This window comes from Pseudomonas sp. AG1028, assembly GCF_007993955.1.
In the GTDB taxonomy this organism is placed as follows: domain Bacteria; phylum Pseudomonadota; class Gammaproteobacteria; order Pseudomonadales; family Pseudomonadaceae; genus Aquipseudomonas; species Aquipseudomonas straminea.
Map to the genome: position 1 here is coordinate 43,129 of NZ_VIVP01000003.1, position 23,143 is coordinate 66,271.

Here is a 23,143-nt window from a genome sequence, read left to right on the forward strand (position 1 = left end):
CAGACAGCATGGACATGCAAATACCGGGTTACGACATCGAACGCGAGCTGGGCGATGGCGCGATGGCCGTGGTCTACCTGGCGACCCAGCGCTCCCTCGACCGCAAGGTAGCGCTCAAGGTGATGGCCGCCTCGCTGGCCGCCGACCCGACCTTCTGCGAGCGCTTCCTGCGCGAGGGCAGGACCCTGGCGCGGCTGTCGCACCCCAATACCGTGACCATCCACGACATCGGCAATGTCGGCAGCCTCTATTACATGGCCATGGAATACCTGCCCAACGGCACGCTCAAGGAGCGCATCGCCGCGGGGCTGAGCATCGACCAGGGGCTGGTGTGGATTCGCCAGATCGCCTCGGCCTTGGGGTATGCCCACGCTCAGGGCATGGTGCACCGTGACGTGAAGCCGGCCAACATCCTGTTTCGCGCCGACGGCACCGCGGTGCTCAGCGACTTCGGTATCGCCAAGGCGCTGGACGATCGCACCCAGTTCACCCAGGCCGGCTTCGCCGTCGGCACGCCCAGCTACATGAGCCCCGAGCAGGCCCGCGGCCTGGACATCGATGGCCGTGCCGACCTCTACGCCCTAGGCGTGGTGCTCTATGAAATTCTCACCGGCAAGCTGCCCTATACCGGCAGCGATTCATTGTCCACAGCCCTGGCGCACCTGACCGAGCCGCTGCCGGCGCTGCCCATGGTGCATGGCCGCTACCAGCCGATCCTCGAGCGCCTGCTGGCCAAGGATCCCAGTGCACGTTTCGCCGACGCCGCCGAGCTGATCGCTGCCCTGGATCGCCTCGATTCGCCGACCGACGATGCCACGCTGTTCCAGCCGCTGGTGCTGCCAGGGGCCGAAAAAACCAGCGACATCAGCCCGCCGCCCTTGGCGCCGGTGACCGTGGACATCCCCACCCATGCACCCGCCGCCGAGCCCATGGCAGCGCCGCGCCCGCAGCCGTCGCCGCTGGCCGCTTCTGTACGCCAGGGCAATGCCGGCGCCAGCAGGAAGCCGCTGATTCTCGGCGCCTCCCTGGCGGGCGTGCTGGTGCTGGCCGGTTGCGGCTACTGGCTGTTCGGCTCGGATGCAGCGGGGCCTGCGCCGCCGCCGGTGGCCGGCCAGCCGGCACAGAGCCAGTCGCAGGCCCAGTCCCAGTCCCAGGCACTGGCCCAGCCCAGCGGCGAGGCCGGGCCGATCTCGGCGGCGGCCAACAGTGACGGCGGTGATCGCCCGCTGCTGATGCCCGGCAAGAAAACCCTGTTCCAGCGCGTGCTGACCAAGCCGGGCGCCAAGCTGGCCGATGCGGCTGGCAGCAGCGGTGGCAAGGACATGCCGGCGTTCTCGGTGTTCTACGTCTACGCCCGCCAGGACATCGACGGCCAGCCATGGCTGCAGATCGGCGCGTCCACCGATGGCCGCCGTGACGGTTGGCTGCCGGCCAATGCGGTCAGCGACTGGAAGCAGAGCCTGGTGCTCAAGTTCACCGAACGCTCCGGCCGTTCGCCGGTGATGTTCGTGCGCGATGCCTCGGCCCTGGAGCAACTGCTGGCCGAGCCGGCGCGGGCTCGCAAAGCGCTGCGCGAGGCGCTCAAGGGTACCGGCCACAACGTGGTGGCGGTCGAGCCAGGCGGCAGCGCCGTGCCCCAGGATCAGTTCTACCTGCTGCCGATCTTCGACTCCGAGGAAACCTTCGACGCCAACGGCCAGCCGCTGCAACTGCTCAACGTCGCCTCCATCGACCCGGGCAGCGCCCCGCAAGGCGGGGCCGACAGCACGCCAGCGGCGATGCCGGAAGGCTTCAGGACGGCCATCGTGCTGGTGGTCGACACTTCGGTGTCGATGCAGCCCTACATCGACCGCGTGCGCGACGTGGTGCACGAGCTGCAGGGGCAGATCGCCAAGCGCGGCGACCTGGACAGCGTCAGCTTCGGCATGGTCGGCTTCCGCAGCAACACCAGCAAGACCCCGGGCCTGGAGTACACCGCCAAGACCCTGGTCAGCCTGGAGCAGGGCCGCGATCCCGAGCGCTTCCTGCAACTGGCGCAGCAGATCAAGGCCACCGACGTGTCCAGCCACGACTTCAACGAAGACGCCTTCGCCGGCGTCATGCAGGCGGTCGACGGCATGGACTGGAATGGCTACGGCGGCCGTCTGATCCTGCTGGTCAGCGATGCCGGCGCGCTGCGCAAGAGCGACCCGCTGGGCCTGACCCAGATGAACGAGGCCGAAGTGCGCGAGGCCGCCCTGCGCAAGCAGATCAAGATCTACGCCCTGCACCTGAAAACCCCGGCCGGCAAGCGCAACCATGGCTTCGCCGAGCAGCAATACCGCAGCCTGACCGCCGACCCCAACCCGCGCATCGGCGACCTTTACGTGCCGGTAGCTGGCGGCGACGTCAACGCTTTCGGGCAGAGCGTGTCGCAGATCGGCAACGCCTTCGCCGACCTGGTGCACAAGGTGCGCACCGACAGCAGCCTGCCCGAACCCAAAGGTGGTTCGAGCATCGCTGACAAGTCGGCGGCGGTCGGTTACGCCATGCATATGGATTTCCTCGGCCACCAGAGCCAGGCCCGCGCGCCCCAGGTGGTCACCGCCTGGACCAGCGATCGCGACATTACCGACCCGGCGCTGCCGGCCTTCCAAGTCTGCGTGCTGCTCACCAAATTGCAGCTCAACGACCTGCAACAGTCGCTGCGCATGGTGGTTGACGCGGCGCGGCGTACGCAGAGCTCGCCGAAGGATTTCTTCCAGGAAATCGCCAGCGCCAGTGCGCACATGAGCCGCGACCCCTCGGCGCTGGTCAAGGGCGGCAACCTGGCGCAGAGCGGCGTGCTCGGCGAATACCTGGACGGCCTGCCATACCGCAGCAAGGTGCTGAACATGAGCCAGGACCTGTGGCTGTCGCTCAGCGTCGCCGAGCAGGAAGATTTCATCGACGAGCTGGATTCCAAGATCCGCCTCTACGAAACCTTCCACAATGACACCGCCAACTGGGTTCGCTTCGGCGATGCCGCGCCTGGCGACGCGCTGTACCGCGTGCCCTTGTCGACGTTGCCCTGATGCTCAGCCTCGAGGCGATCAGCAAGACCCGCGGTGTCGACGGGCAGCGCTATCGCCTGGAAATCCCGGTGCTGCAGCTGCGCGCCGGACGACGCATCGCCTTGATCGGCACCAGCGGCAGTGGCAAGAGCACGTTGCTCGACCTGCTGGCCCTGGTGCTATCGCCCGACCCGGGCGGCGTCCAGTGCTGGGACGACGGCGCGCAGTCGCTCGACCTCGCCGAGCTGTGGCGCCAGGGCCGGCATGACCAACTGGCCGCACTGCGCGCCCGAGCCTTTGGCTATGTGCTGCAGACCGGCGGGTTGCTCGGCTTTCTCAGCGTGCGCGGCAACATCCAGCTGCCTCGCGAGCTGCTCGGTCTGCCGCTGGGCAATGCCGTCGAGCAACTGGCCGAGCAATTGGGCATCGCCGATCTGCTCGACCGCCAGCCGGGGCGCCTGTCGGTCGGCCAGCGCCAGCGAGTGAGCATCGCCCGGGCGCTGGCCCATCAACCGGCCATCGTGCTCGCTGACGAGCCGACTGCATCGCTCGATCCACTGAACGCCGAGCGGGTCATGCAGTTGCTGGTCGAGCAGGCCGCTGCCCGAGATCTATGCCTGGTGATTTCCACTCACGATCAGGCGCTGGCCGCACGCTACGACCTGACGCCGATGCAACTGCAGGTCGAGCCCCAGGGTGACGGGCTGGTGGTCGCGCGGCTGGCGGAGTGCGGCTGATGCGCCTGGCGCTGTTCGCCCGTCTGGCCTGGCAGGACTATCGTTGCGACGCGCGGCTATCCTGGTGCGCGATCCTCGCTCTGGTCGCGGTCATTGCGCCGCTGCTGGTGCTGTTCGGCCTCAAGTTCGGCCTGGTCACCACCTTGACCGAGCGCCTGGAACGCGACCCGGCGGTGCGCGAAATCATCCCTCTGGGCGGCGCCCGCTTCAATTTGCAGAGCATCGAGGCACTGGCTTTGCGCCCGGATGTCGGCTTCGTGATTCCGCGTACCCGGCAGATCGCCGCGACCGCCGACCTGCAGGGCCCGGCGCAGATACTCACCGTGGAAATGCTGCCAACTGCGAACGGCGATCCGCTGCTCGATGGCCGGCCGGCGCCTGCAGATGAACATGCCGTGCTGCTCAGCCAGAGCGCAGCGGAAAAGCTCGGCGTGGCAGCAGGTGATGACCTGCCGGCGAATTTCGGACGAAGCGTGGCCAGTCAGCCGCAAGTGGCCCAGGTCAGCCTGCGGGTGCAGGCCGTGCTGCCGGTGACGACCTTTTCCCGGGATGCGCTGTTTGCCTCCCTGAGCCTGCTGGAGGCCGCCGAGGATTATCGTGACGGCCTGGCGGTTCCGGCATTTGGCTGGCCGGGCGAGCAACCGGGCGCGCAGCGCGAGCGCATCTACCCGAGTTTCCGCCTGTACGCCCGGGATCTGGATGGCGTGGAAAGCCTGCGCCAGTACTTCCAGCAGTCGCACCAGGCGGTAGCTACCCAGGCTGAGGCGGTCGCTCAGGTGCGGGCGTTGAGCCGTAATCTGGCGTGGGTGTTCTGGTCGGTGGCCTGCCTGTCCCTGACCGGCGCCTTCGCCGCGTTGGCCGCCGGCACCCTTGGCGCGGTGGCGCGCAAACGCCATGAGCTGGCGGTGCTGCGGCTGCTGGGTTTCCCGGCCGTGGCGCTGGTCGCGTTCGTGGTGCTGCAGGCGCTGTATACCGGCATCGCCGCCCTGGCGCTCTCGGCGCTGCTATACGGCTTGGCCGCCAGCGGGCTGAACCTGTTGTTCCAGTCGGCGCCGGGCGAATATGCTTGCCGACTGTTGCTCTCCCATTATCTGCTCGCAGCGATGGCTACTCTGCTGTGCTGCATGCTCGCCGCCGCTGCCGGTGGCTGGCGGGCGGCTCACCTGGAAGCCTCGGAAGGATTGCGTCATGTATAAGGTGCTCAGCGCCACCCTGGTTCTCTCGTGCCTGGCCGGCGCTGCCTGGGCCGAGCCCGATGCCGATCCGCTCTACAACCCCAAGCCGCTGGCCGGTGACGTCAGCCTGCCGCTGCCTTGCGACGGGCAAATGGTGTTCCGTTACGTCTACGTGCTGGCCAAAGGCGCGCTGGACGATCACGAAGTGACCCTCGGTTACCCGTTCAGCGAGGGTGAGCCCGGCTATCAGCAATCCTTCATTTCCGGTTACCGGCGCGATTACATCAACGGCCAGTTCACCCTCAGTGATCTGTCCAAGGACTGGCAGGCCAAAGTGCGCGGCGAACTGCCCAAGGCCGATGGGGTGACGCCGCTCAAACCGATGCTGTACTTCATCGGCAAATACGAAGTAACCCAGCGCCAGTACGACCTGGTGATGGCCCAGGCGCCGTCCCTGGCTGGCGAGGGCGAGCCGCCGGCCTGCGAGGCGGCGTCCGGGATGGCCGCGCGGTTGCCCAAGGTCAACCTGTCGCGTTTCGACGCCGAGCGTTTCGCCGCGGTGTATAGCGCCTGGCTGCTGAAACACCATCGCGACCTGCTGCCGATCAGCGGGCGCACTGGTAAGGGTGAAGACGGCGGTCAGGCCTTCGTGCGCCTGCCCACCGAAGTGGAATGGGAATACGCGGCCCGCGGTGGTCACGCGGTAAGCCGCCAGCAGCTGGAAGCGCGGCTGTTCCCGCGCCCGGTGGAGGGCAGCGAGAGTGACGGCCCGCTGGGCGACTGGGCAGTCTTCAACCAGGTCGCCGGCGGCACCGGACAGAATGCGCGGCTGCTGCCCATCGGCCTGAAGAAGCCCAACCCGGTCGGCCTGTTTGACGTCATCGGCAACGCCGCGGAAATGGTCCAGGAATCCTTTCAGCTGGTGCACGCCGGGCGCCGTCAGGGCACTTATGGCGGTTTCGTGGTCAAGGGCGGCAATTACCTGGAAGGTGAGATGACCCTGTTCACCGGCATGCGTCGCGAGTACCCGCTGTTCGCGGCCGACGGCACCGAGCAGCGCAACGAGACCACCGGTTTTCGGGTGGCCATCGGTGCGCTTTCTGCGCCGCGTTCGCGATACAAGGAACTGTTTGCGCAATGGAAGGACGAAGGACGAGTCAGCACGCTTACCGATGAGATCGACGAAGACCAGGACGCCACCAAACTGCTCGATGGGCTGATCGCCAACAGCGACGATCCGCAGCTGCGCGATCGCCTGGGGATCGTCAACGAGGAGCTCAAGCGCAGCGTCTCGCTGATCGCCAAGCAGCGTGAGGATGCCGCCGGCAACCTGATTCAGTCGGCAGCCCTGGTGGCCGAAACGATCAACAACTACAACATTCGCCTGACCAATCTTCGCAAGAGCCGTGACGAGGCTCGCAGCGCCAAGGACGAAGCCTCGGCGAAACTGTTCGAAGCGGCCATGGCCAATGGGCAGAGCGCTCTGGACGGTGCTCTGGCGATTTACATCGACAACCTGGCCAACGGCACGCGCTACAGCGATGCGGTGATCCAGGCGCAGTTCCAGCGCACCAAGGAAGAGCTGGCGCGCAAACCGGTACTGGGCAAGAGCCTGGTCACCCGTGCCACCTTGTTCGTGCGCCACGTGGGCGAATACCGCAAGAACCGCAAGGCGGATGCGGATGTGATTCTCAAGCAATTGCTGGCACCCTGATCGGGTTGCCAGCCGTTACGGATAAAGGCACTGGCGAGCGGCCGGTGCCGATTGTGCAAATCAACGGCGTTAGCCGTGACAACGCAGGTGGTGTCACCCGGCCCCGCCTGAATGGAATAAACGCTCACTCAAGTACGAGATCGACGACGATGCAAACTTTCAACAAGGCTCCCGCTTTTTCCTCGATACGCACTGCGCTGCTTTCTGCCGTCACCTGCACCAGCGTGTTGCTGGTCGGCTGCGCCGGTTCGCCAAGTTCTCAGGTCGCCTCGACCACCAAGGCCGAATACTTCCCGCAGTGCTACGAGCCGGTCACCCAGCTGCGCAGCTCCGACGAAGCGATGAGCCGCAGCGTGGCCATCGGCGCCGTTACCGGCGGCCTGATGGGCGCCATCGGTGGTGCTCTGGTCGATGACGAGAAGCGTGGCCGCAATGCCGCCATCGGTGCTGCCGGTGGCGCCCTGGCCGGTGGCGCCCTGGCGTACTACAACCAGCGTCAGCAGCAGATCAGCGACGACAATGCACGCCTGGCCTCCTACGCTACCGACATCGACACCAACAACCAGAACATCGACCGCAACATCCGCTACGCCAGCGCTGCGCAGAGCTGCTATCAGCAGGCGTTCACCCAGCTGCGCGCTGATCGCAAAGCCAACAAGATCAGCGACGCCGATGGCCGCAAGCGCCTGGCCGAGATCGTCAGCGGCCTGAACGAGACCAACGCGCTGCTGGCCAAGGTCGACGGCCGCACCGGCGAGAACGTCAACACCTACACCCAGGCTTACGAGAAAGACCTGCAGACTGTGGGTGTCGAGCGCAAGGAAGTGACCAAGGTGGCCACTGCCAAGCAGCCGAAGCCAACTGCCAAGGTCACCAAGGAAGTGATCACCACCGAGCAATCGCTGCAGAAGGCCCAGGCCAAGCAGAAGGAAAGCCAGCAGGTGGCCAGCCGTGGCCGTACGCTGGTCAGCGACGTGTGCAACAACCCGGACATGGGCGACTGGGCACCGGCCAGCTGCAAGGCCTGATCCACGTCCCATCGAAGAAACCGCGCCTGGCGCGGTTTTTTTATGCCTGGCATTTCTATTTTGTTGTCAGTTGGGCGGGCGAATTGAACGGTAATCTGCACCGGGAATTGATGCCGGTCATTATCGCGCCTGCCTTGCTGGGCAATCATGGCGGGTGCCGAGTGGATAACCAGGCTGTTAGGGTGCCGGAGTGGAGGAACGTGCTAATCGTCGCGTTTGCATCCGCCCATACCGCCCCAAGGTTCGTGCAGAAACGCGCGGCTTGAGTATTTTCGCACTGCCATGCATGACATGGCGGGCGGAACGCCCCGGTTCACAACACTTCTCTTAGCCGTTTGGATGAGCTGATGAACAAGACAATAGTGAGTCTGCTGCTGGCGCTGGGCCTGGTCGGGGCTGCCCAGGCGGCGGGTGACCCGGCCGCAGGGCAAGCCAAGGCGGTGGTTTGCGGGGCCTGTCATGGCGTCGATGGCAACAGCGCGCTGGCCAATTTCCCCAAACTGGCCGGCCAGGGTGAGCGCTACCTGCTCAAGCAGATGCAGGACATCAAATCCGGCGCCCGGCCAGTGGTGGAAATGACCGGCATGCTCGAGCCGCTGAGCGAGCAGGACATGGCCGACGTCGCCGCCTACTTCGCCAGTCAGAAGATCAGCGTGGGGGCGGCCGATCCGGCCCAAGTCGAGCGCGGCCAGGCGCTGTTTCGCGGCGGCAAGCTGGCCGAAGGCATGCCGGCCTGTACCGGGTGCCACGCGCCCGACGGCGCCGGTATCGCCACGGCGGGTTATCCACACCTGGGCGGCCAACACGCCGGTTACGTCGCCAAGCAACTGAGCGCCTTCCGCGAGGGCGAGCGCAGCAATGATGGCGACGCGATGATCATGCGCGATATTGCCGCCAAGCTCAGCAACAAGGATATCGAGGCGCTGTCGAGTTACATTCAGGGCCTGCACTGAGGCGTCGATGGCATTTGCCAGACGGTGAAAAAAGGGTGGCGAAGGCCACCCTTTTTCGTTGGCGAGCCCGCTACAATGTCAGGAACCTGCCGGGTGGCGACCAGTCGAACCAGAGCTGTCCGCAGCACCTTCATCGTTAGGAGTCATGCATGCGTAATCTGATCCTCTCCGCGCTTCTGGCCACTGCCAGCCTGTTCGGTGTTACCGCCCACGCCGCCGATATTGAGGCTGGCAAACAGTACGTCGAGCTGAGCAACCCGGTCCCAATCTCCAAACCCGGCAAGATCGAAGTCGTCGAGCTGTTCTGGTACGGCTGCCCGCACTGCTACCAGTTCGAGCCGACTCTCAATCCCTGGATCGAGAAGCTGCCGTCCGACGTCAACTTCGTGCGCATTCCTGCCCTGTTCGGCGGCCTGTGGAACGTTCACGGTCAGCTGTTCATCACCCTGGAAAGCATGAAGGTCGAGCACCAGGTTCACGACGCCGTGTTCCGCGCCATCCATAAGGAAGGCCGCAAACTGGCTACTCCGGAAGAAATGGCTGATTTCCTGGTCACCCAGGGTATCGATCGTGACGCCTTCCTCAAGGCCTTCAACTCCTTTGGCGTGAAGAGCCAGATGGAGAAGGCCAAGAAACTGGCCATGGCCTACCAGATCAACGGCGTGCCGGTGATGATCGTCAACGGCAAGTACCGTTTCGATATCTCCAGCTCGGGCGGCCCGGAGCAGACCCTGCAGGTCGCCGACTTCCTGATTGCCAAAGAGCGCGCCGCCAAGTAATCGACCTCCGGAGCGCCTGCCATGCTGCGTCGCCGCTCGATGCCCCGTCAGGCTGGCCTGTGTGATCCACAGGTCAACCCCGACTGCACGCCTGACAGCGAGTGGCCGCAGGACGGACGCTTGCGGTTGCTCAGCTTCAACATCCAGGTCGGCATCAACACCGAGCGCTACCATCATTACCTGACTCGCGGCTGGCAGCACCTGCTGCCGCATCAGGGCCGTGCCGGTAACCTGCAGCGCATCGGCGAGCTGCTTGGCGATTACGACATCGTCGCCCTGCAGGAAGCCGACGGTGGCAGCGTGCGCTCCGGCTTCATCAACCAGGTTGAACACCTGGCGCGCATGGGCGAGTTTCCCTACTGGTATCAGCAGCTCAACCGCAACCTGGGGCGTTTCGCCCAGCACAGTAATGGTCTGCTCAGTCGTTTGCGACCGACCCTGCTGGAAGATCACCCGCTGCCCGGCCCGGCCGGTCGCGGGGCGATCCTGCTGCGTATCGGCGAGGGCGACGATGCCATCGCCGTGGTCATGATGCACCTGGCGCTGGGCGCGCGTACCCGCACCCGGCAGTTGGCCTATATCCGTGAGCTGATCGGCGGCTATCGCCACCAGATCCTCATGGGCGACATGAACACCCACGCCATCGACCTGCTTGAGCATTCGCCGCTGCGCGATCTCGGCCTGCTCGCACCCCAGGTCGAGGCGACCTTTCCGAGCTGGCGCCCGCAGCGCTGCCTCGACCATATTCTGCTCAGCCCAGGCCTTGAGCTCGAGCGCTTCCAGGTCTTGGCCCAGCCGATCTCCGACCACCTGCCGGTGGCTGTGGAGATTCGCCTGCCCAATGCCCTCACGCCTTCGTTGACGCCCCGTGTACAGGAGCCCTGAGCATGGCCGACGACGCCAAACGCTGGCGCGAGAAGTACCTTGCCAATATCGAGCAGCAGGAAAAGCTCGAGCGCCGCTGGGACATGCGTGTCGACCTGCTGCGGCGTGGCCTGGTGCGCAGCAGTCTGGCGGCCGAGGGCTCTGACAAATCGGTTGACCAGTGCATGCAGGAACTGCGCGAATTGCTGCGTCGTGATGACATGGACGCCGGCCTCAGCGCACTGATTCCTCGCCTGGAAAAGACCGTTCTGGATTCCGAGCAACGCCGTCAGCAGCGCATCGAACAGGTCGCCAGTGGCATGGCGAGCCTGGTGGCGCAGCTGTTGAAGACGGATTTGCCGAGCGATGTACGCAAGCCGCTCAAGCGCTTTGCCAAACAGGTCGAGCAGCGCGCCCGGCAGTCGCGGGAAATGCCGGCGCTGCTGGCCGAGCTCGGCCAACTACAGCAGCAGGCCTTGCAGGCGCTGGGCGGCGAGCAGGTCGAACGTCCGGGTTTTATCGAGCGGCTTTTCGGTAGCCGTGACAATGCCAGCCCGGCGGCCAACACCGAGCCGGACGCGTCTGCTGCGCCGGTGGCAGTGGGCGAGCAGGCGGCGGCGACTGCCGACGACGAATCTGTCGAGCAGTCAGTGACTGAGCGAGTGATGGCTGAGCCGCAAGCGCAAGCCGTAACTGCCAAAGCGGAGACCGTACCTGCGGTTACCGCCGAAACTGTCTCGCCATCGCCATCGCCATCGCCATCGCCATCGCCATCGCCATCGCCATCGCTGGAAGCTTTCCCGCAGCCTGCCATTCGCCCAGTCCCCGTCTCTGCCAGCGCGCCTGCCGTGGTCAGCCGTGTGATGCTGGACAGCCTGCCGCTGCCGTCCGCCTTGCTGATGCCGTCGCCCGAGGCCAAGGCGGCTGCCGAGCCGGCCAACGAGAGCGTCGCCGTAGCGGAGTCTGCTGAGGAAGTGGCGCTCGAGGCTGTCGTCGTCAATGCGGCAGTTCCGGCCGATCCCGACTATGCGTTATCGCCGGCGCCCGAGCCGGGCTACAGCGCCATCGCCAGCCATGTGGAAGGCAGCCTGCTCAAGTTGCTTGAGGAGTTGCCGCTGCCCGAGCGCCATCAGGGCCAGGCCGATGCATTGCGCCAGCGCATCACCGCTGGCCTGAACATGTACGAGCTGGTGCCGGTACTCGATGACCTGGCCGTGCTGATGCTGGCGATCGCCGATGTTGGCCAGCGCGAGTTCGAGGGCTACCTCAAGCAGCTTAACGAGCGCTTGGCCTCCTTCCAGGGCAGCTTGCAAGACGTCCATACCGACTACACCGAATCCGCTGAGGCGGCGCGTAGTCTGGACAGTGAGCTGCGCCAGCAGGTCGACGGCTTGCACAGCAGTGTGCAAGAGGCCACCGATCTGAACAACCTAAAGGAGCTGGTGGAAAGCCGCCTCAGCGGTTTGCTTGGCACGATGAGCCAGTACCAGCAGCAGCGCGATGCCCGCGAGCTTCAAGTCGGTGAGCGCCTGCAGATTCTGGTCGACCGGGTGGCCAGCATGGAGGTGGAAGCCAAGGGTTTTCGCGACCACCTCGAAGAGCAGCGGCAGAAGGCGCTGCTCGATCCGCTTACCGGCCTGCCCAACCGGGCTGCCTGGACCGAGCGCCTGGATCTGGAACTGGCGCGCCTGCAGCGTTACGGCGGCGACTTGCTGCTGGCGGTGCTGGATATCGACCACTTCAAGCGCATCAACGACGACTATGGCCACTTGGCCGGCGACAAGGTGTTGAAGATCATCGCCGGCGAGCTGTTCAAGCGGCTGCGCAAGACCGACTTCATCGCCCGCTTCGGCGGCGAGGAGTTCGTGCTGCTGATTCCGTCCACGCCTATGGACGGCGGCCTGAAGCTGCTCGACACGCTGCGCACGGCCATCGAGAACTGCCCGTTCCACTTCAAGGGCGAGCGGGTGACCATCACCCTGTCCGGCGGCATCAGCGCGTTCAGCAGCGCCGAGCGTAGCGAGCAGGTGTTCGAGCGCGCCGACCAGGCCCTGTACCGCGCCAAGCGTGGCGGGCGCAACCGCATCGAGGTGGGTTGAGCCTCAGCCGAGGCCTGACCTTGCCGCCATTCATCCCTTCTGTGCGTCAGGCACGCCCGGCGTGTGCCGGTTGTCGCAAAGCGCAGCGCCGGCAGTCGCCTGGCCATCACAGCGCTGCTAGTCTTGCCCTGCCGAACACTTGATAACCAGATCGACTTCTTATGCTAGGGCGCCTCTCACTGCTGCTGGGGCTTGCCGCGTTCGCCTGTCAGGCGAGTGCGCTGACCGTCTACAAATACACCGATGCCAATGGCGTGGTCACCTACAGTGACCAGGCTGCGCCCGGTGCGAAGGTGTTCGTGTTCAGCGATCGCATGGTCGAGAAGCTCGACAATCAGGTGAAGTTGGAAACCCGCAAGCACGCCGCCGGCGAAACCCTGCTGGTACGCAACGACCTGTTCGCGCCGGTGCAGGTGGAACTCAAGCTGGAGCAACTGAGCAACGTCAGTGGCGCGCCGGGCAAGCCGATCAACTGGGTATTGCCGCCGCGCAGCGAAATTCGCCTGGCCACCCTGGCGCCGCTGGACCCGGCCAAGCCGCTGCGCTACACCCCGAAACTCAGCTACGCCCTGGGCGACCCGCGCTTGCTGCCCATCAAACAGGCCTATCCGCTGCCCTGGCGCGGCGGCCCGTTTCGCCTGACCCAGGGCGCCAACGGCCAGTACAGCCACTTCACGCCCAAGGGCCGTTACGCCCTGGATATCGCCATGCCCGAGGGCACACCGATCATCGCCGCGCGCGCCGGTATGGTGGTCAAGACCGAGAACGACCAGAGCGGGCGCGGCACCAACCCATCCGGAAATTTCGTACGCATCCTGCATGACGACGGCACCATGGGCGTCTATCTGCACCTGATGCAGGGATCGGTCAGCGTGCGCGAGGGGCAGCGGGTTGCCGTTGGCGCGCCGATCGGCCGTTCCGGCAATACCGGCAACAGTACCGGCCCGCACCTGCACTTCGTGGTGCAGCGCAACGTCGGCATGGCGCTGGAGTCGATCCCCTTCGAGTTCGCCCAACCGGTGGACAGCCTGCCCAATTTCGCCGTGGGCGGCGACTGAAGCCGTCAGCCCCTGCGGTCAGGCGTTGCTCAGGCGACAGCTCAGCGCGCAGTGATCGGATACGCCAGTGCTCAGTCTGGCGTTTTCCAGCCGATAGCCCGGCGTATGAAACAGCCCATCGACCATGAACGGAATCTCGCCGGCGCGGTGCAGTGAGCCGTCGATGCTGCTGGCGTAGTGCGCCGGTACGCCATCGATGAAGTGCTCGGCGATCAGGTCGAAGGTGGCGCGTCCGCGCGGCGCATTGAAGTCGCCGGTCAGCAGCAGGCCGCCCGCTGCCTGAGCTTGCGCCTGAGCCAAGTTGATCAGTTTGCCGGCGCTTTCGCGCTGGTACGGCGTGGAGCTACCGAGCGGGGTGACGTTGAGGTGGGTAGTGGCGATGCGAAAGCCACCAAGCGTGGCGCTGAGCAGCACTTCGGCGATGCTCCGCGGGTCGGCCACGCGTCGGCCCTCGGCCACAAAGAAAGTCATCTCCTGAATATGCTCCGGGCTGCCCGAGTAGTATTCGGTCGCGACATCGAGCAGCGCCTCGCCACGGGCCAGCATGCCGACGCCCACTACGTTGGCCGGGCCTTCGTCCGGGTAGCGGGCCATCGGGGCGAAAGCCATGGGCGCGCCCATCAGCGCCTCGAAGAACGCAATGTCGCGCTCGCAGACTTCCTGCAGGCAGAGCAGATCCGGGCGTTCACGGTCGATAAAGGCTTCGACGCGACCCAGATGGCGGGAACGTTCGATATTGATGGAGGCGATGTTCAGGGACATGGAATCAGCAGGTGCGAAGAGGGGGCGTGATCAGCCGCGCAGTATACCCGACGGCCATGGCCGACATGCGCCGGCCCCAACGCAAATCGCCCGGCGAGCCGGGCGATTTGTTTACAACAGCGTGATCAGAACGCCAGACCGACCTTCAGGCCGACCTGCTCCTGCTTGAGCTTGCTGCGCTCGGCCAGCTCGGAGTTGCTGTCCAGCTCGTAGCGAGTCTGGGTGTAGTACAGGCTGGTGCTGATCGGCAGGTTGTTGATGCCCTTGTTCCACAGCACGCTCAATTCGCCATACGGGTTGACCTTGTTCTTCAGGTCCACCGAATCGCTGTCGCCATCGACCTTCAGGCGTGCTTCGGAATCCACCGAGTAGCGGGCGCCGACTTCCAGGCGCACGGTGTAGTCGTTGGTCAGGTAGTTGTAGCCCAGGCCGGCCTTGGCGAACGGCGATTTGCTGGTCAGCTTGACGTTGCTGTCCAGCGGGCCGACGTCGTCCTGCTCGATACGGCCCCAGTCGTAACCGCCACCGACCAGCACGTCGACATACTGGTTGCTGCTCAGCGCCGCGCGCAGACCCAGGTCGAGATCGGCACGGGCCGACTTGTATTCCACGTCGTCCTTGTCGCGGTACTGGCCTTCGATACCGGCCTGGTAGATGAAGCCTTCCTGGCCGGTCAGCTTGTTGCCGAAGGTGTAGAACAGGCCGCCCTGGTTCAGGCGCTCCTTGTCGCTGTCGTCATCCACGGTGAGCTTGTACTGGTTGTGGGAGCCGATTACGCCGATGGTCGAGATCGGGTCGGTGATGGAGTCGGCGTAAGCCTGGGACGCGCCGGCCAGGCAGAGGGCGAGGGCGGTTTTCGAAGTAATTCCATTGAGTTGCATGGCTGAATCCTTGGCAGTCTGTTCATGTGATGGCGTACACCGATCCAATCGGTGCACGCGGTGGACTGCCCGGTTTTGCGCAACATTCGAGTATGCCGACGAACGGTCGTAAGTGATTGTTTCAGAAGGCAGGACCCATGACGGCAAGAAGGATAGATGACCGCTTGGTCAGCTTGCGGGAAGGTTTGCGGCGGCACGTTCCCGGGCGCTTACATGCCCGGGAACACGCGGCTTCAGTCGAGCTTGATGACCTTGGCCAGGACGATCTTCGGACCTTTCATCTTCTTGACGATCAGGCGCAGGCCGGCGACTTCCAGGGATTCCTCTTCCTCGGGCACACGCTTCAAGGTTTCGTAGATCAGCCCGGCGAGGGTTTCCGCCTCGATATGGTCCAGGTCGATGCCCAGCAGGCGTTCGAGCTTGAACAGCGGGGTATCGCCGCGCACTAGCAGCTTGCCGGGCTGGTAGGCGAGGATGCCGCGCTCGGTCTTGCGGTGCTCGTCCTGGATGTCGCCGACCAGGGCTTCGAGGACGTCTTCCATGGTCAGGTAGCCAATCACCTTGCCGTCGGCTTCTTCGACCAGGGCGAAATGCGCGCTGCCCTTGCGGAACTGTTCCAGCAGCTCGGACAGCGGCAGGTTGCGGCTGACCTTTTCGATGGGCCGCATCAGCTCGGCCAGGCGCAGGGTCGAAGGCAGCATCTCCAGCAGCGACAGGTGCAGCAGCAGGTCCTTGATGTGCAGCACGCCGACGAACTCGCCCGCGCCTTCATCAAAGATCGGGAAGCGGCTGTACTTGTGGCGGCGGAACAGGCTGAACACCTCCTCCAGCGAGGCGTTGAGTTCCAGGTAGACCAGATCTTCGCGGGAGTTGGCCCAGTCGACCACTTCCAGCTCACCCAGCTCCACGGCGGAGGCGAGCACGCGCATGTCCTGGTCGGTCGGGTCGCTGGCGCGGCTGGAGTGCAGGATCAGCTTGAGCTCGTCGCGGCTGTAGTGGTGCTCGTGGTGGCCGGCCGGCAGGTCCTGGCCGGCGATGCGCAGGATGGCGTTGGCGCTGGCGTTGAGCAGGAAAATCGCCGGGTACATGGCCCAGTAGAACAGGTACAGCGGTGCAGCCGTCCACAGCGACAGCAGCTCCGGCTTGCGGATCGCCCAGGATTTCGGGGCCAGCTCGCCGATCACGATGTGCAGGTAGGAGATGATGAAGAATGCGGTGAAGAAGGCGATGCCGTGGATCAGCTTCTGCGACTCGATGCCGACCGAGGTCAGCAGCGGTTCGAGCAGGTGCGCGAAAGCCGGTTCACCGACCCAGCCCAGGCCCAGGGAGGCCAGGGTGATGCCCAGCTGGCAGGCGGAGAGGTAGGCGTCGAGCTGGCTGTGCACGGTGCGCAGGATATGGCCGCGCCAGCCGTTCTTCTCGGCCAGGGATTCGACCTTGGTGGCCCGCAGCTTGACCATGGCGAACTCGGCGGCCACGAAGAAGCCGTTGAGCAGTACCAGAAAAAGGGCGAACAGCACGAGGCCCATGTCAGCGAAATAACTGGAGAAGGAGACGCTCGTAGAGGGATCCATAAGGGGTTCGTGTGACCGGATGTTGCTAAAGGGTGGGGCCTGGACGGGCGCTTTGCAAGAGGGCTGCGGTCAGTGGCCTGACGCGGCGATCTGCGCCGGCTGGAAATGGCAGGTGAACAGGCTGCCCTTGCCCAGCACGCTGGTGATCTCCAGCGTGCCGCGGTGGCGCAGCAGTACGTGCTTGACGATGGCCAGGCCCAGGCCGGTGCCGCCGGTGTGGCTGGCGCGGCTGGAGTCGACCCGGTAGAAGCGTTCGGTCAGGCGCGGCAGGTGCTTGGCCTCGATGCCGGGGCCGGTGTCCTGCACCGACAGGTGCGCGCCCTGGCTGTCCTGCCACCAGCGAATGCGGATCTCTCCGTCGGCCTGGGTGTACTTCACGGCGTTGAACACCAGATTGGAAAACGCGCTGCGCAGCTCCGACTCGCTGCCCTTGAGCTTGAGGTCGGCGTCTGCCTCCAGGCTGATGCGGTGATTGCGCTCGGCGGACAACGCCAGGGCGTCGTTTCTGATCGCTTGCAGCAGTGTGTCGACTGCCACGGGCTGGTTGTCGGAGGGGTAATCGGTGGCTTCCAGCTTGGCCAGCAGCAGCAGGTCGTTGAGCAGGCCCTGCATGCGCGCGCCTTGCTGCTGCATCTGCTGCAGGGCGCGGCGCCAGCGTGGATTGATGTCCTCGACGTTGTCCTGCAGGGTTTCCACGTAGCCGGAAATCACCGTCAGTGGCGTGCGTAGTTCATGGGATACGTTGGCGACGAAATCCTTGCGCATCTGCTCAAGATGGTGGAGGCGGGTGACGTCGCGCACCAGCATCAGGTGTTCCTGATTACCGTAGCGGGTGATGTTGAGCTGCAGCTGCTTGCGCGGATTGACCGGTGACGGCAGGTCGAGGGGCTCGAGGAAATTGCCGCGCTCGAAGTACTCCTTGAAGCGTGGGTCGCGTACCAGGTTGGTGATCGACTGGCCGCTGTCCTGGGGCGTCTTCAGGCCCAGCAGGGTTTCCGAGGCCTTGTTCCACCATTCCAGATTGCCGTGGCTGTCGAGCATGATCACTGCATCGCGCAGCGCGGCGGTGGACTCCTGCACCCGGTCGATCACTGCCTGCAGGCGGCCGCGGGCGCGCTGGTTGCGGCGCTGCAGGTGGTAGATGCTGTCGAACACCTCGCCCCACAGGCCATAGCCGTCGGGCGGTGGTTCGTCGGGCTGGTGATCCTTGAGCCAGGCGTGCAGGCGCAGCAACTGGCTGAGGTTCCAGAGCAGGTGAGCGGCCAGGCCGATGGCGATGGTCCAGGCATATTCGCCGGTGATCACCCCGGCGACCAGGCAGGCGGTGATCAGCAGTATCAGGCGGCGGGTTATGGCGCCTCGCCAGTTGCTCGTCACGTTTCGCTCATCCGCCGGCGGGTCCCTGTGATGGTCAGTTGCAGGCTATCACTCAGCCCTTGGTGGAAAAACGATACCCGGTGCCGCGTACCGTCTGCACCAGATTTTCGTAGGCCTCGCCCAGCGCCTTGCGAAGACGGCGGATGTGCACGTCGACGGTGCGCTCTTCCACGTAGACGTTGCCGCCCCATACCTGGTCGAGCAGTTGGCCACGGGTGTAGGCGCGCTCCTGATGGGTCATGAAGAATTGCAGCAGGCGGTATTCGGTGGGGCCCATCTCGGCGGGCTTGCCGTCGATGGTCACGCGGTGGCTGATCGGGTCGAGCAGCAGGCCGCCCACTTCGATCGGCCCTTCGTTGTCGCCGGGGCCGGCACGGCGCAGCACGGCCTTGAGACGGGCGACCAGCTCGCGTGGCGAGAACGGCTTGGTGATGTAGTCGTCGGCGCCGACCTCCAGGCCCTGGATCTTGTTGTCCTCTTCGCCCTTGGCGGTGAGCATGATGATCGGAATGTCGCCGGTCAGCTCGTCGCGCTTCAGGCGCCGGGCCAGTTCGATACCGCTGGTGCCGGGCAGCATCCAGTCGAGCAGGATCAGGTCCGGTTTGCGGTCGACGATGATGGCGTGGGCCTGGGCGGTGCTTTCCGCTTCCAGGCACTCGTAGCCGGCCATTTCCAGCGCCACCACGATCATTTCGCGGATCGGCGCTTCGTCATCGACGATCAGGATGTTCTTGCCAACCATGGGTTGAGCCTCTGTTCATTCAACTGTCATGCGGCGCATTAGATAACGGAATTATTGCAGTGATATGACAGCTGTGCGGCAGGCCTCCCGCGCGGTGCTCAGCGCAACGCGTAATCCAGCACGATGCCGACGAATATCGCCAGTCCGGCCCAGTGGTTGTGCAGAAAGGCGCGGAAGCAGACCATCGGCTCGCGCTGGCGGGTGATGTGAAATTCCCAGGCGAAGCAGCCGGCGGCCACCAGCAGGCCGAGGTAGAAGTACAGGCCCAGCTCGAAGCGTGCGCCAGCCAGCAGCAGGCAGAGTAATGCCAGGCCCTGCAGGCCGAAGATGATCACCCGGTCGGCATCGCCGAACAGGATCGCCGTGGATTTCACGCCGATCTTCAGGTCGTCCTCGCGGTCGGCCATGGCGTAGTAGGTGTCGTAGGCCACGGTCCAGATCACGTTGGCCAGCAGCAGCAGCCAGGCCGCTGCCGGCAGCTCGCCGGTCTCGGCGGTGAAGGCCATCGGCATGCCCCAGGAGAACGCCGTGCCGAGCACCACCTGGGGGTAATAGGTGTAGCGCTTCATGAACGGGTACAGCGCTGCCACGCCCAGGGCGCCGAACGACAGCCACACGGTGGTGGCGTTGGTCAGCAGCACCAGGGCGAAACTGAGGGCGATCAGCACGGCGAAGAGGATCAGCGCCTCGCGCGCGGTGACCTTGCCGCTTGCCAGCGGGCGGGCTTTGGTGCGGCTGACGTGGCCGTCGAAGTTGCGGTCGGCGTAGTCGTTGATCACGCAGCCGGCGGCGCGCATCAGCACCACACCGGTCACGAAGATCACCAGGTTCTTGATGCTCGGCACGCCTTCGGCAGCAATCCACAGCGCCCACAGTGTCGGCCACAGCAGCAGGTAGATGCCGATGGGTTTGTCCATGCGCATCAGCTGCATAAAATCCCAGGTGCGCGGATGCAGGCGATTGAGCGATTGCAGCAGACGGATGTACATCGGGCGGTTCTCCTGGCGCGGTGCGCGGATTATACGGCGCCGGATCGGCCGCGGGGTCAGCGGCTCGCCGCCGGCCAGAAGTCGGCCAGGAACACCTCGGCGACCAGCACCGCCAGCGGGCCGCGGCGAAAGCACGAACGCCGCGCCCACAGGTCATCCTGACTGGCTTCCGCCGGCAGCCAGGCTGCCGGGTAACGACACACCTGCAGCTCGCCGCGGGTAAAGGCCTGATCGCTGAACAGCAGCTCGCCGAGGGAGCGACTGCCCAGTTGCTTGAGATCCAGGTTGGAGTCTTCCAGCGCCTTTCGGGCGGCCACGCTGCGAGCGAACACCCAGGGCTGACCGTTGCCTCGCAGGTACACCTCGCGTACCCAGCCCTGGCTGCCCGGTGGTACGCCCAGCGCGGTGCATTCGTCGTCGCGCAGGGCCAGCCAGCCCTCGCACAGCGGCGTCACGCTGAAACCGTTCGCGGACAGTTCGGTCAGCCGCCGGGTCAGGGAGTCCTGGTTGAACAGCCAGTCGCAAACGCCGGCTGTCGGTGCGCTTGGCAATTGGTCGCGGGTAAGCCAATCGGCTGTTTGCAGGGCGGAACAGGGCACGGTGCAGGTTCGCGAGAGAAGGGAGCGCGGAGTCTAGCATGGGCGTTGTGCAGCCCCTGGCATTCGTCGTGCGCGCTTGGCGATAGCGCGGCATTTGCGGTAGCGTGCCCGCGCAATAACCGTGACTAGCGCCGGAGAGCCTGTATGAAGAAGTGGCAATGTGTGGTCTGCGGACTGATCTATGACGAACGCGAAGGCTGGCCCGATGACGGCATCGCCCCCGGCACCCGCTGGGAAGATGTGCCGGATGACTGGCTGTGCCCGGATTGCGGTGTGGGCAAGATGGATTTCGAAATGATCGAAATCAACTGAGTGGGCAGCACCGCCCATCGAGCGTCGTAACAGGAGCAAACAATGAGTGATCCCGTCGTTATCATCGGCACCGGCCTGGCCGGTTACAACCTGGCCCGCGAGTTTCGCAAGCTGGACAGCGAAACGCCGCTGCTGCTGATCACCGCCGACGACGGGCGCTCGTACTCCAAACCGATGTTGTCCACCGGCTTTGCCAAGAACAAGGATGCCGACGGCCTGAGCATGGCCGAGCCGGGTGCCATGGCCGAGCAGCTCAATGCCCAAGTGTGGACGCATACGCGGGTTACTGGTATCGATCCGGGCCATCGCCGCCTGTGGATCGGCGAGGAGGCGGTGGCCTACCGTGATCTCGTGTTGGCCTGGGGCGCCGAGGTGCTCAGCGTGCCCATCGAGGGCGACGCGGCGGATCAGCTGTTCACGGTCAATGACCTGCAGGGCTACGGGCAGTTTCGCCACGCCGTGGAGGGTAAGCGCAAGGTGCTGATTCTCGGCGCCGGCCTGATTGGCTGCGAGTTCGCCAACGACCTGTCTCTAGGCGGCTATGAGGTCGATCTGGTGGCGCCCTGCGAGCAGCTGATGCCTGCCTTGCTGCCGGTCGAAGCGGCGGCGGCGGTGCAGGGCGGCCTCGAAGCGTTGGGCGTGCGCTTTCACCTCGGCCCAGTGGTCAGTCGCCTGCAGCACGCGGCCAGTGCGCTCGAAGCGCATCTGTCCGATGGCCGCACGATTGCCTGCGATGCAGTGATCTCCGCCGTCGGCCTGCGCCCGCGTACCGAGCTCGCCGCCGCCGCTGGCCTGGCGGTGAACCGTGGCATCGTGGTCGACCGTCTGCTGCGTACGTCCCACGAGCACATCTACGCCCTGGGCGATTGCGCCGAGGTCGACGGCCTCAACCTGCTCTACGTCATGCCGCTGATGGCCTGTGCCCGGGCGCTGGCCAAGACCCTGGCCGGCGCGCCGAGCGAGGTGGCCTACGGCGCCATGCCGGTCACCGTGAAGACCCCGGCCTGCCCGCTGGTGGTGTCACCGCCTCCACGCGGCAGCCAGGGTAAGTGGACGGTCGAAGGCAGCGGCGGCGATATCCGCGCGCTGTGCCACGACGCCAGCGGCGCGCTGCTCGGTTATGCGCTGACCGGCTCCGCGGTGCAGGAACGGCTGGCACTCAACCGTGAGCTCCCAGCGCTGCTGGCGTAGCGATCTGCCATCCATTCGACAAAAATGGCCGATTTAGCCTGGTGCGGGGCTGGCGAAGGCCCCCAGAGCGTGCCATTCTCACCAGGCCTGGCCGCAGCGTAGAGCTGTCGGCGCGCATCGGCGCCAGGGCGCGGAACACAACAACAACAAACCGTAAATGAGGCAATCATGCGTAAACCGGAACTCGCCGCCGCTATCGCGGAAAAAGCTGATCTGACCAAGGATCAGGCCAATCGTGTACTCAACGCCGTTCTCGAAGAAATCACCGGGGCATTGAACCGCAAGGACAGCGTCACGCTGGTCGGCTTCGGCACCTTCGTGCAGCGCCACCGCGGCGCCCGTACCGGCAAAAACCCGCAGACCGGTCAGCCGGTGAAGATCAAGGCCAGCAACACCGTTGCCTTCAAACCGGGCAAGGCCCTCAAGGACTCGATCAACTGAGCTTAGGGTCTGTTCCCGTTTCAGCGCGAGCCGCGTTGCCGCGAGAAATGATCTCCGGTTAGGCGCAGGACGCAGGGAATGGTGTCCCCTTGCCAAGTCCTGCAACGACAGCGGAGGTCATTTCCCGCGCAACCCGCAGGGCCGGGCCAATTTTTTCGCGATTCGGCGTTACTCGATGGCTCATTTGGCCTGCCAAACTTCGCATCTCGTGCCTTGCCTCGCGCAAAAATTGGCTCCGGCGCGGCCGTGCGTGAAACGGGAACAGACCCTTGGGTCTGCTGAGATTTCCGCCCGGCCGCGGCGTTGAATTCTCAGCAGACCTTCATCCCTCGCCAGCACGTCCGGCGCACCCAGCTGTCAGGCGCAGGGCGGGTCGCTACAATGCATGGCTCTCCTACCTCTGCGAACAGGCCATGCCATGAAATTTCGTTTTCTTCTGTGGATGCTCGGCCGCCTGATGGCCAAGGCCAGCCGCGATAACCCGGCGTTCCGCCAGCAGCTCGAAGGCCGTGACCTGGTATTCCAGTTGCACACCCTGGACGGCAAGATCGCCCGTCACTTCATCGTCGAGAATCAGCGCATCACCAGCAAGCGCGGCGCTGCCAGTGCGCCGGCCTTCGCCATTGGCTTCAAGGATGCTGCCTACGGCTACGCCACGCTGACCGCTCAGAACAAGCAGCTGGCATTCATGCAGGGCATTCAGAACAAGGACATCCAGATTCAGGGCAACCCTGCGCTGGTGATCTGGTTCCAGGGCCTGACCAAGTACCTGCGCCCTAAAAAGCGCACGGCGGACAAGAAAGCCGCCTGAAAAAACGCCACGGCCCGCGTTAAAT

At 64.9% G+C, this 23,143-nt stretch carries 21 protein-coding genes; 14 read left to right on the forward strand and 7 right to left on the reverse strand.

Features of this window, described 5'->3' with window-relative positions:
- Nucleotides 1-8: 8 nt before the first annotated feature.
- The 10 genes from FB481_RS05425 to FB481_RS05470 all read left to right on the forward strand — a co-directional run bounded on the left by FB481_RS05425 (nucleotide 9) and on the right by FB481_RS05470 (nucleotide 13,439).
- Nucleotides 9-3,053, forward strand: coding sequence for a serine/threonine-protein kinase (locus FB481_RS05425; protein WP_147175348.1), 3,045 nt, complete (start codon nucleotides 9-11; stop codon nucleotides 3,051-3,053).
- The gene (locus FB481_RS05430; protein WP_147175350.1) at nucleotides 3,053-3,769 is read left to right on the forward strand and encodes an ABC transporter ATP-binding protein; all 717 of its coding nucleotides are present in this window, start codon (nucleotides 3,053-3,055) and stop codon (nucleotides 3,767-3,769) included. The genes FB481_RS05425 and FB481_RS05430 overlap by 1 nt, the downstream gene beginning before the upstream one ends.
- On the forward strand, nucleotides 3,769-4,965 hold the full coding sequence (locus tag FB481_RS05435; RefSeq protein ID WP_147175351.1) for an FtsX-like permease family protein: 1,197 nt from the start codon (nucleotides 3,769-3,771) through the stop codon (nucleotides 4,963-4,965). The genes FB481_RS05430 and FB481_RS05435 overlap by 1 nt, the downstream gene beginning before the upstream one ends.
- A complete protein-coding gene (locus FB481_RS05440) occupies nucleotides 4,958-6,658 on the forward strand; it encodes an SUMF1/EgtB/PvdO family nonheme iron enzyme (RefSeq protein WP_147175353.1) in 1,701 nt (566 codons plus the stop codon). The genes FB481_RS05435 and FB481_RS05440 overlap by 8 nt, the downstream gene beginning before the upstream one ends.
- A 149-nt stretch (nucleotides 6,659-6,807) precedes the next feature.
- A complete protein-coding gene (tagQ, locus tag FB481_RS05445) occupies nucleotides 6,808-7,686 on the forward strand; it encodes a type VI secretion system-associated lipoprotein TagQ (RefSeq protein WP_147175355.1) in 879 nt (292 codons plus the stop codon).
- A gap of 347 nt (nucleotides 7,687-8,033) precedes the next feature.
- Entirely contained in the window at nucleotides 8,034-8,639 is a 606-nt protein-coding gene (locus tag FB481_RS05450) for a cytochrome c (protein ID WP_093500598.1), read from the forward strand.
- 149 nt (nucleotides 8,640-8,788) lie between these two features.
- A complete protein-coding gene (locus tag FB481_RS05455) occupies nucleotides 8,789-9,418 on the forward strand; it encodes a thiol:disulfide interchange protein DsbA/DsbL (RefSeq protein ID WP_093500596.1) in 630 nt (209 codons plus the stop codon).
- A gap of 21 nt (nucleotides 9,419-9,439) precedes the next feature.
- Nucleotides 9,440-10,303: an endonuclease/exonuclease/phosphatase family protein gene (locus FB481_RS05460; RefSeq protein WP_178109840.1), complete on the forward strand. Its 864-nt coding sequence runs from the start codon at nucleotides 9,440-9,442 to the stop codon at nucleotides 10,301-10,303.
- A 2-nt stretch (nucleotides 10,304-10,305) separates the two neighbouring features.
- A complete protein-coding gene (locus tag FB481_RS05465; RefSeq protein ID WP_147175357.1) occupies nucleotides 10,306-12,381 on the forward strand; it encodes a GGDEF domain-containing protein in 2,076 nt (691 codons plus the stop codon).
- A 161-nt stretch (nucleotides 12,382-12,542) separates the two neighbouring features.
- Entirely contained in the window at nucleotides 12,543-13,439 is an 897-nt protein-coding gene (locus tag FB481_RS05470) for a M23 family metallopeptidase (protein ID WP_147175359.1), read from the forward strand.
- An 18-nt stretch (nucleotides 13,440-13,457) separates the two neighbouring features.
- Here the strand turns inward: FB481_RS05470 and FB481_RS05475 are convergent, their stop codons facing one another.
- The 7 genes from FB481_RS05475 to FB481_RS05505 form a co-directional block, all read right to left on the reverse strand.
- Complete coding sequence (locus tag FB481_RS05475) at nucleotides 13,458-14,201, reverse strand: endonuclease/exonuclease/phosphatase family protein (RefSeq protein ID WP_147175361.1); 744 nt, start codon at nucleotides 14,199-14,201, stop codon at nucleotides 13,458-13,460.
- A 125-nt stretch (nucleotides 14,202-14,326) separates the two neighbouring features.
- Entirely contained in the window at nucleotides 14,327-15,082 is a 756-nt protein-coding gene (locus tag FB481_RS05480) for an outer membrane beta-barrel protein (protein WP_147175363.1), read from the reverse strand.
- 233 nt (nucleotides 15,083-15,315) lie between these two features.
- Nucleotides 15,316-16,656: a hemolysin family protein gene (locus FB481_RS05485; RefSeq protein WP_147175365.1), complete on the reverse strand. Its 1,341-nt coding sequence runs from the start codon at nucleotides 16,654-16,656 to the stop codon at nucleotides 15,316-15,318.
- Between the two features lie 69 nt (nucleotides 16,657-16,725).
- A complete protein-coding gene (phoR, locus tag FB481_RS05490) occupies nucleotides 16,726-18,033 on the reverse strand; it encodes a phosphate regulon sensor histidine kinase PhoR (protein WP_147175367.1) in 1,308 nt (435 codons plus the stop codon).
- A 52-nt stretch (nucleotides 18,034-18,085) separates the two neighbouring features.
- The gene (gene phoB / locus FB481_RS05495; protein ID WP_013789402.1) at nucleotides 18,086-18,775 is read right to left on the reverse strand and encodes a phosphate regulon transcriptional regulator PhoB; all 690 of its coding nucleotides are present in this window, start codon (nucleotides 18,773-18,775) and stop codon (nucleotides 18,086-18,088) included.
- Between the two features lie 98 nt (nucleotides 18,776-18,873).
- Nucleotides 18,874-19,764: a 4-hydroxybenzoate octaprenyltransferase gene (gene ubiA, locus FB481_RS05500; protein ID WP_147175369.1), complete on the reverse strand. Its 891-nt coding sequence runs from the start codon at nucleotides 19,762-19,764 to the stop codon at nucleotides 18,874-18,876.
- 56 nt (nucleotides 19,765-19,820) lie between these two features.
- On the reverse strand, nucleotides 19,821-20,363 hold the full coding sequence (locus tag FB481_RS05505; protein WP_147175371.1) for a chorismate lyase: 543 nt from the start codon (nucleotides 20,361-20,363) through the stop codon (nucleotides 19,821-19,823).
- Between the two features lie 144 nt (nucleotides 20,364-20,507).
- Between FB481_RS05505 and FB481_RS05510 the strand changes: the two genes are divergently transcribed.
- From FB481_RS05510 to FB481_RS05530, 4 genes are all read left to right on the forward strand, one after another.
- Complete coding sequence (locus FB481_RS05510; protein ID WP_093500578.1) at nucleotides 20,508-20,675, forward strand: rubredoxin; 168 nt, start codon at nucleotides 20,508-20,510, stop codon at nucleotides 20,673-20,675.
- A gap of 42 nt (nucleotides 20,676-20,717) precedes the next feature.
- A complete protein-coding gene (locus tag FB481_RS05515) occupies nucleotides 20,718-21,866 on the forward strand; it encodes an FAD-dependent oxidoreductase (protein ID WP_147175373.1) in 1,149 nt (382 codons plus the stop codon).
- A gap of 168 nt (nucleotides 21,867-22,034) precedes the next feature.
- Entirely contained in the window at nucleotides 22,035-22,307 is a 273-nt protein-coding gene (locus tag FB481_RS05520) for an HU family DNA-binding protein (protein WP_013789407.1), read from the forward strand.
- Between the two features lie 418 nt (nucleotides 22,308-22,725).
- Nucleotides 22,726-23,118 carry a helicase gene (locus FB481_RS05530; RefSeq protein ID WP_147175377.1) on the forward strand — a complete coding sequence of 131 codons (393 nt, stop codon included), beginning with the start codon at nucleotides 22,726-22,728 and terminating at the stop codon, nucleotides 23,116-23,118.
- Nucleotides 23,119-23,143 lie beyond the last annotated feature (25 nt).

Bases quoted from the DNA above. Each gene is read 5' to 3' on its own strand.
- ubiA (WP_147175369.1), bottom strand. From the start codon at position 19,764: ATGTACATCCGTCTGCTGCAATCGCTCAATCGCCTGCATCCGCGCACC.
- FB481_RS05450 (WP_093500598.1), top strand. From the start codon at position 8,034: ATGAACAAGACAATAGTGAGTCTGCTGCTGGCGCTGGGCCTGGTCGGG.
- FB481_RS05460 (WP_178109840.1), top strand. From the start codon at position 9,440: ATGCTGCGTCGCCGCTCGATGCCCCGTCAGGCTGGCCTGTGTGATCCA.
- FB481_RS05430 (WP_147175350.1), top strand. From the start codon at position 3,053: ATGCTCAGCCTCGAGGCGATCAGCAAGACCCGCGGTGTCGACGGGCAG.
- FB481_RS05475 (WP_147175361.1), bottom strand. From the start codon at position 14,201: ATGTCCCTGAACATCGCCTCCATCAATATCGAACGTTCCCGCCATCTG.
- FB481_RS05435 (WP_147175351.1), top strand. From the start codon at position 3,769: ATGCGCCTGGCGCTGTTCGCCCGTCTGGCCTGGCAGGACTATCGTTGC.
- FB481_RS05470 (WP_147175359.1), top strand. From the start codon at position 12,543: ATGCTAGGGCGCCTCTCACTGCTGCTGGGGCTTGCCGCGTTCGCCTGT.
- FB481_RS05530 (WP_147175377.1), top strand. From the start codon at position 22,726: ATGAAATTTCGTTTTCTTCTGTGGATGCTCGGCCGCCTGATGGCCAAG.
- FB481_RS05480 (WP_147175363.1), bottom strand. From the start codon at position 15,082: ATGCAACTCAATGGAATTACTTCGAAAACCGCCCTCGCCCTCTGCCTG.
- phoB (WP_013789402.1), bottom strand. From the start codon at position 18,775: ATGGTTGGCAAGAACATCCTGATCGTCGATGACGAAGCGCCGATCCGC.
- FB481_RS05485 (WP_147175365.1), bottom strand. From the start codon at position 16,656: ATGGATCCCTCTACGAGCGTCTCCTTCTCCAGTTATTTCGCTGACATG.
- FB481_RS05440 (WP_147175353.1), top strand. From the start codon at position 4,958: ATGTATAAGGTGCTCAGCGCCACCCTGGTTCTCTCGTGCCTGGCCGGC.
- FB481_RS05510 (WP_093500578.1), top strand. From the start codon at position 20,508: ATGAAGAAGTGGCAATGTGTGGTCTGCGGACTGATCTATGACGAACGC.
- FB481_RS05425 (WP_147175348.1), top strand. From the start codon at position 9: ATGGACATGCAAATACCGGGTTACGACATCGAACGCGAGCTGGGCGAT.
- FB481_RS05455 (WP_093500596.1), top strand. From the start codon at position 8,789: ATGCGTAATCTGATCCTCTCCGCGCTTCTGGCCACTGCCAGCCTGTTC.
- FB481_RS05520 (WP_013789407.1), top strand. From the start codon at position 22,035: ATGCGTAAACCGGAACTCGCCGCCGCTATCGCGGAAAAAGCTGATCTG.
- FB481_RS05465 (WP_147175357.1), top strand. From the start codon at position 10,306: ATGGCCGACGACGCCAAACGCTGGCGCGAGAAGTACCTTGCCAATATC.
- FB481_RS05515 (WP_147175373.1), top strand. From the start codon at position 20,718: ATGAGTGATCCCGTCGTTATCATCGGCACCGGCCTGGCCGGTTACAAC.
- tagQ (WP_147175355.1), top strand. From the start codon at position 6,808: ATGCAAACTTTCAACAAGGCTCCCGCTTTTTCCTCGATACGCACTGCG.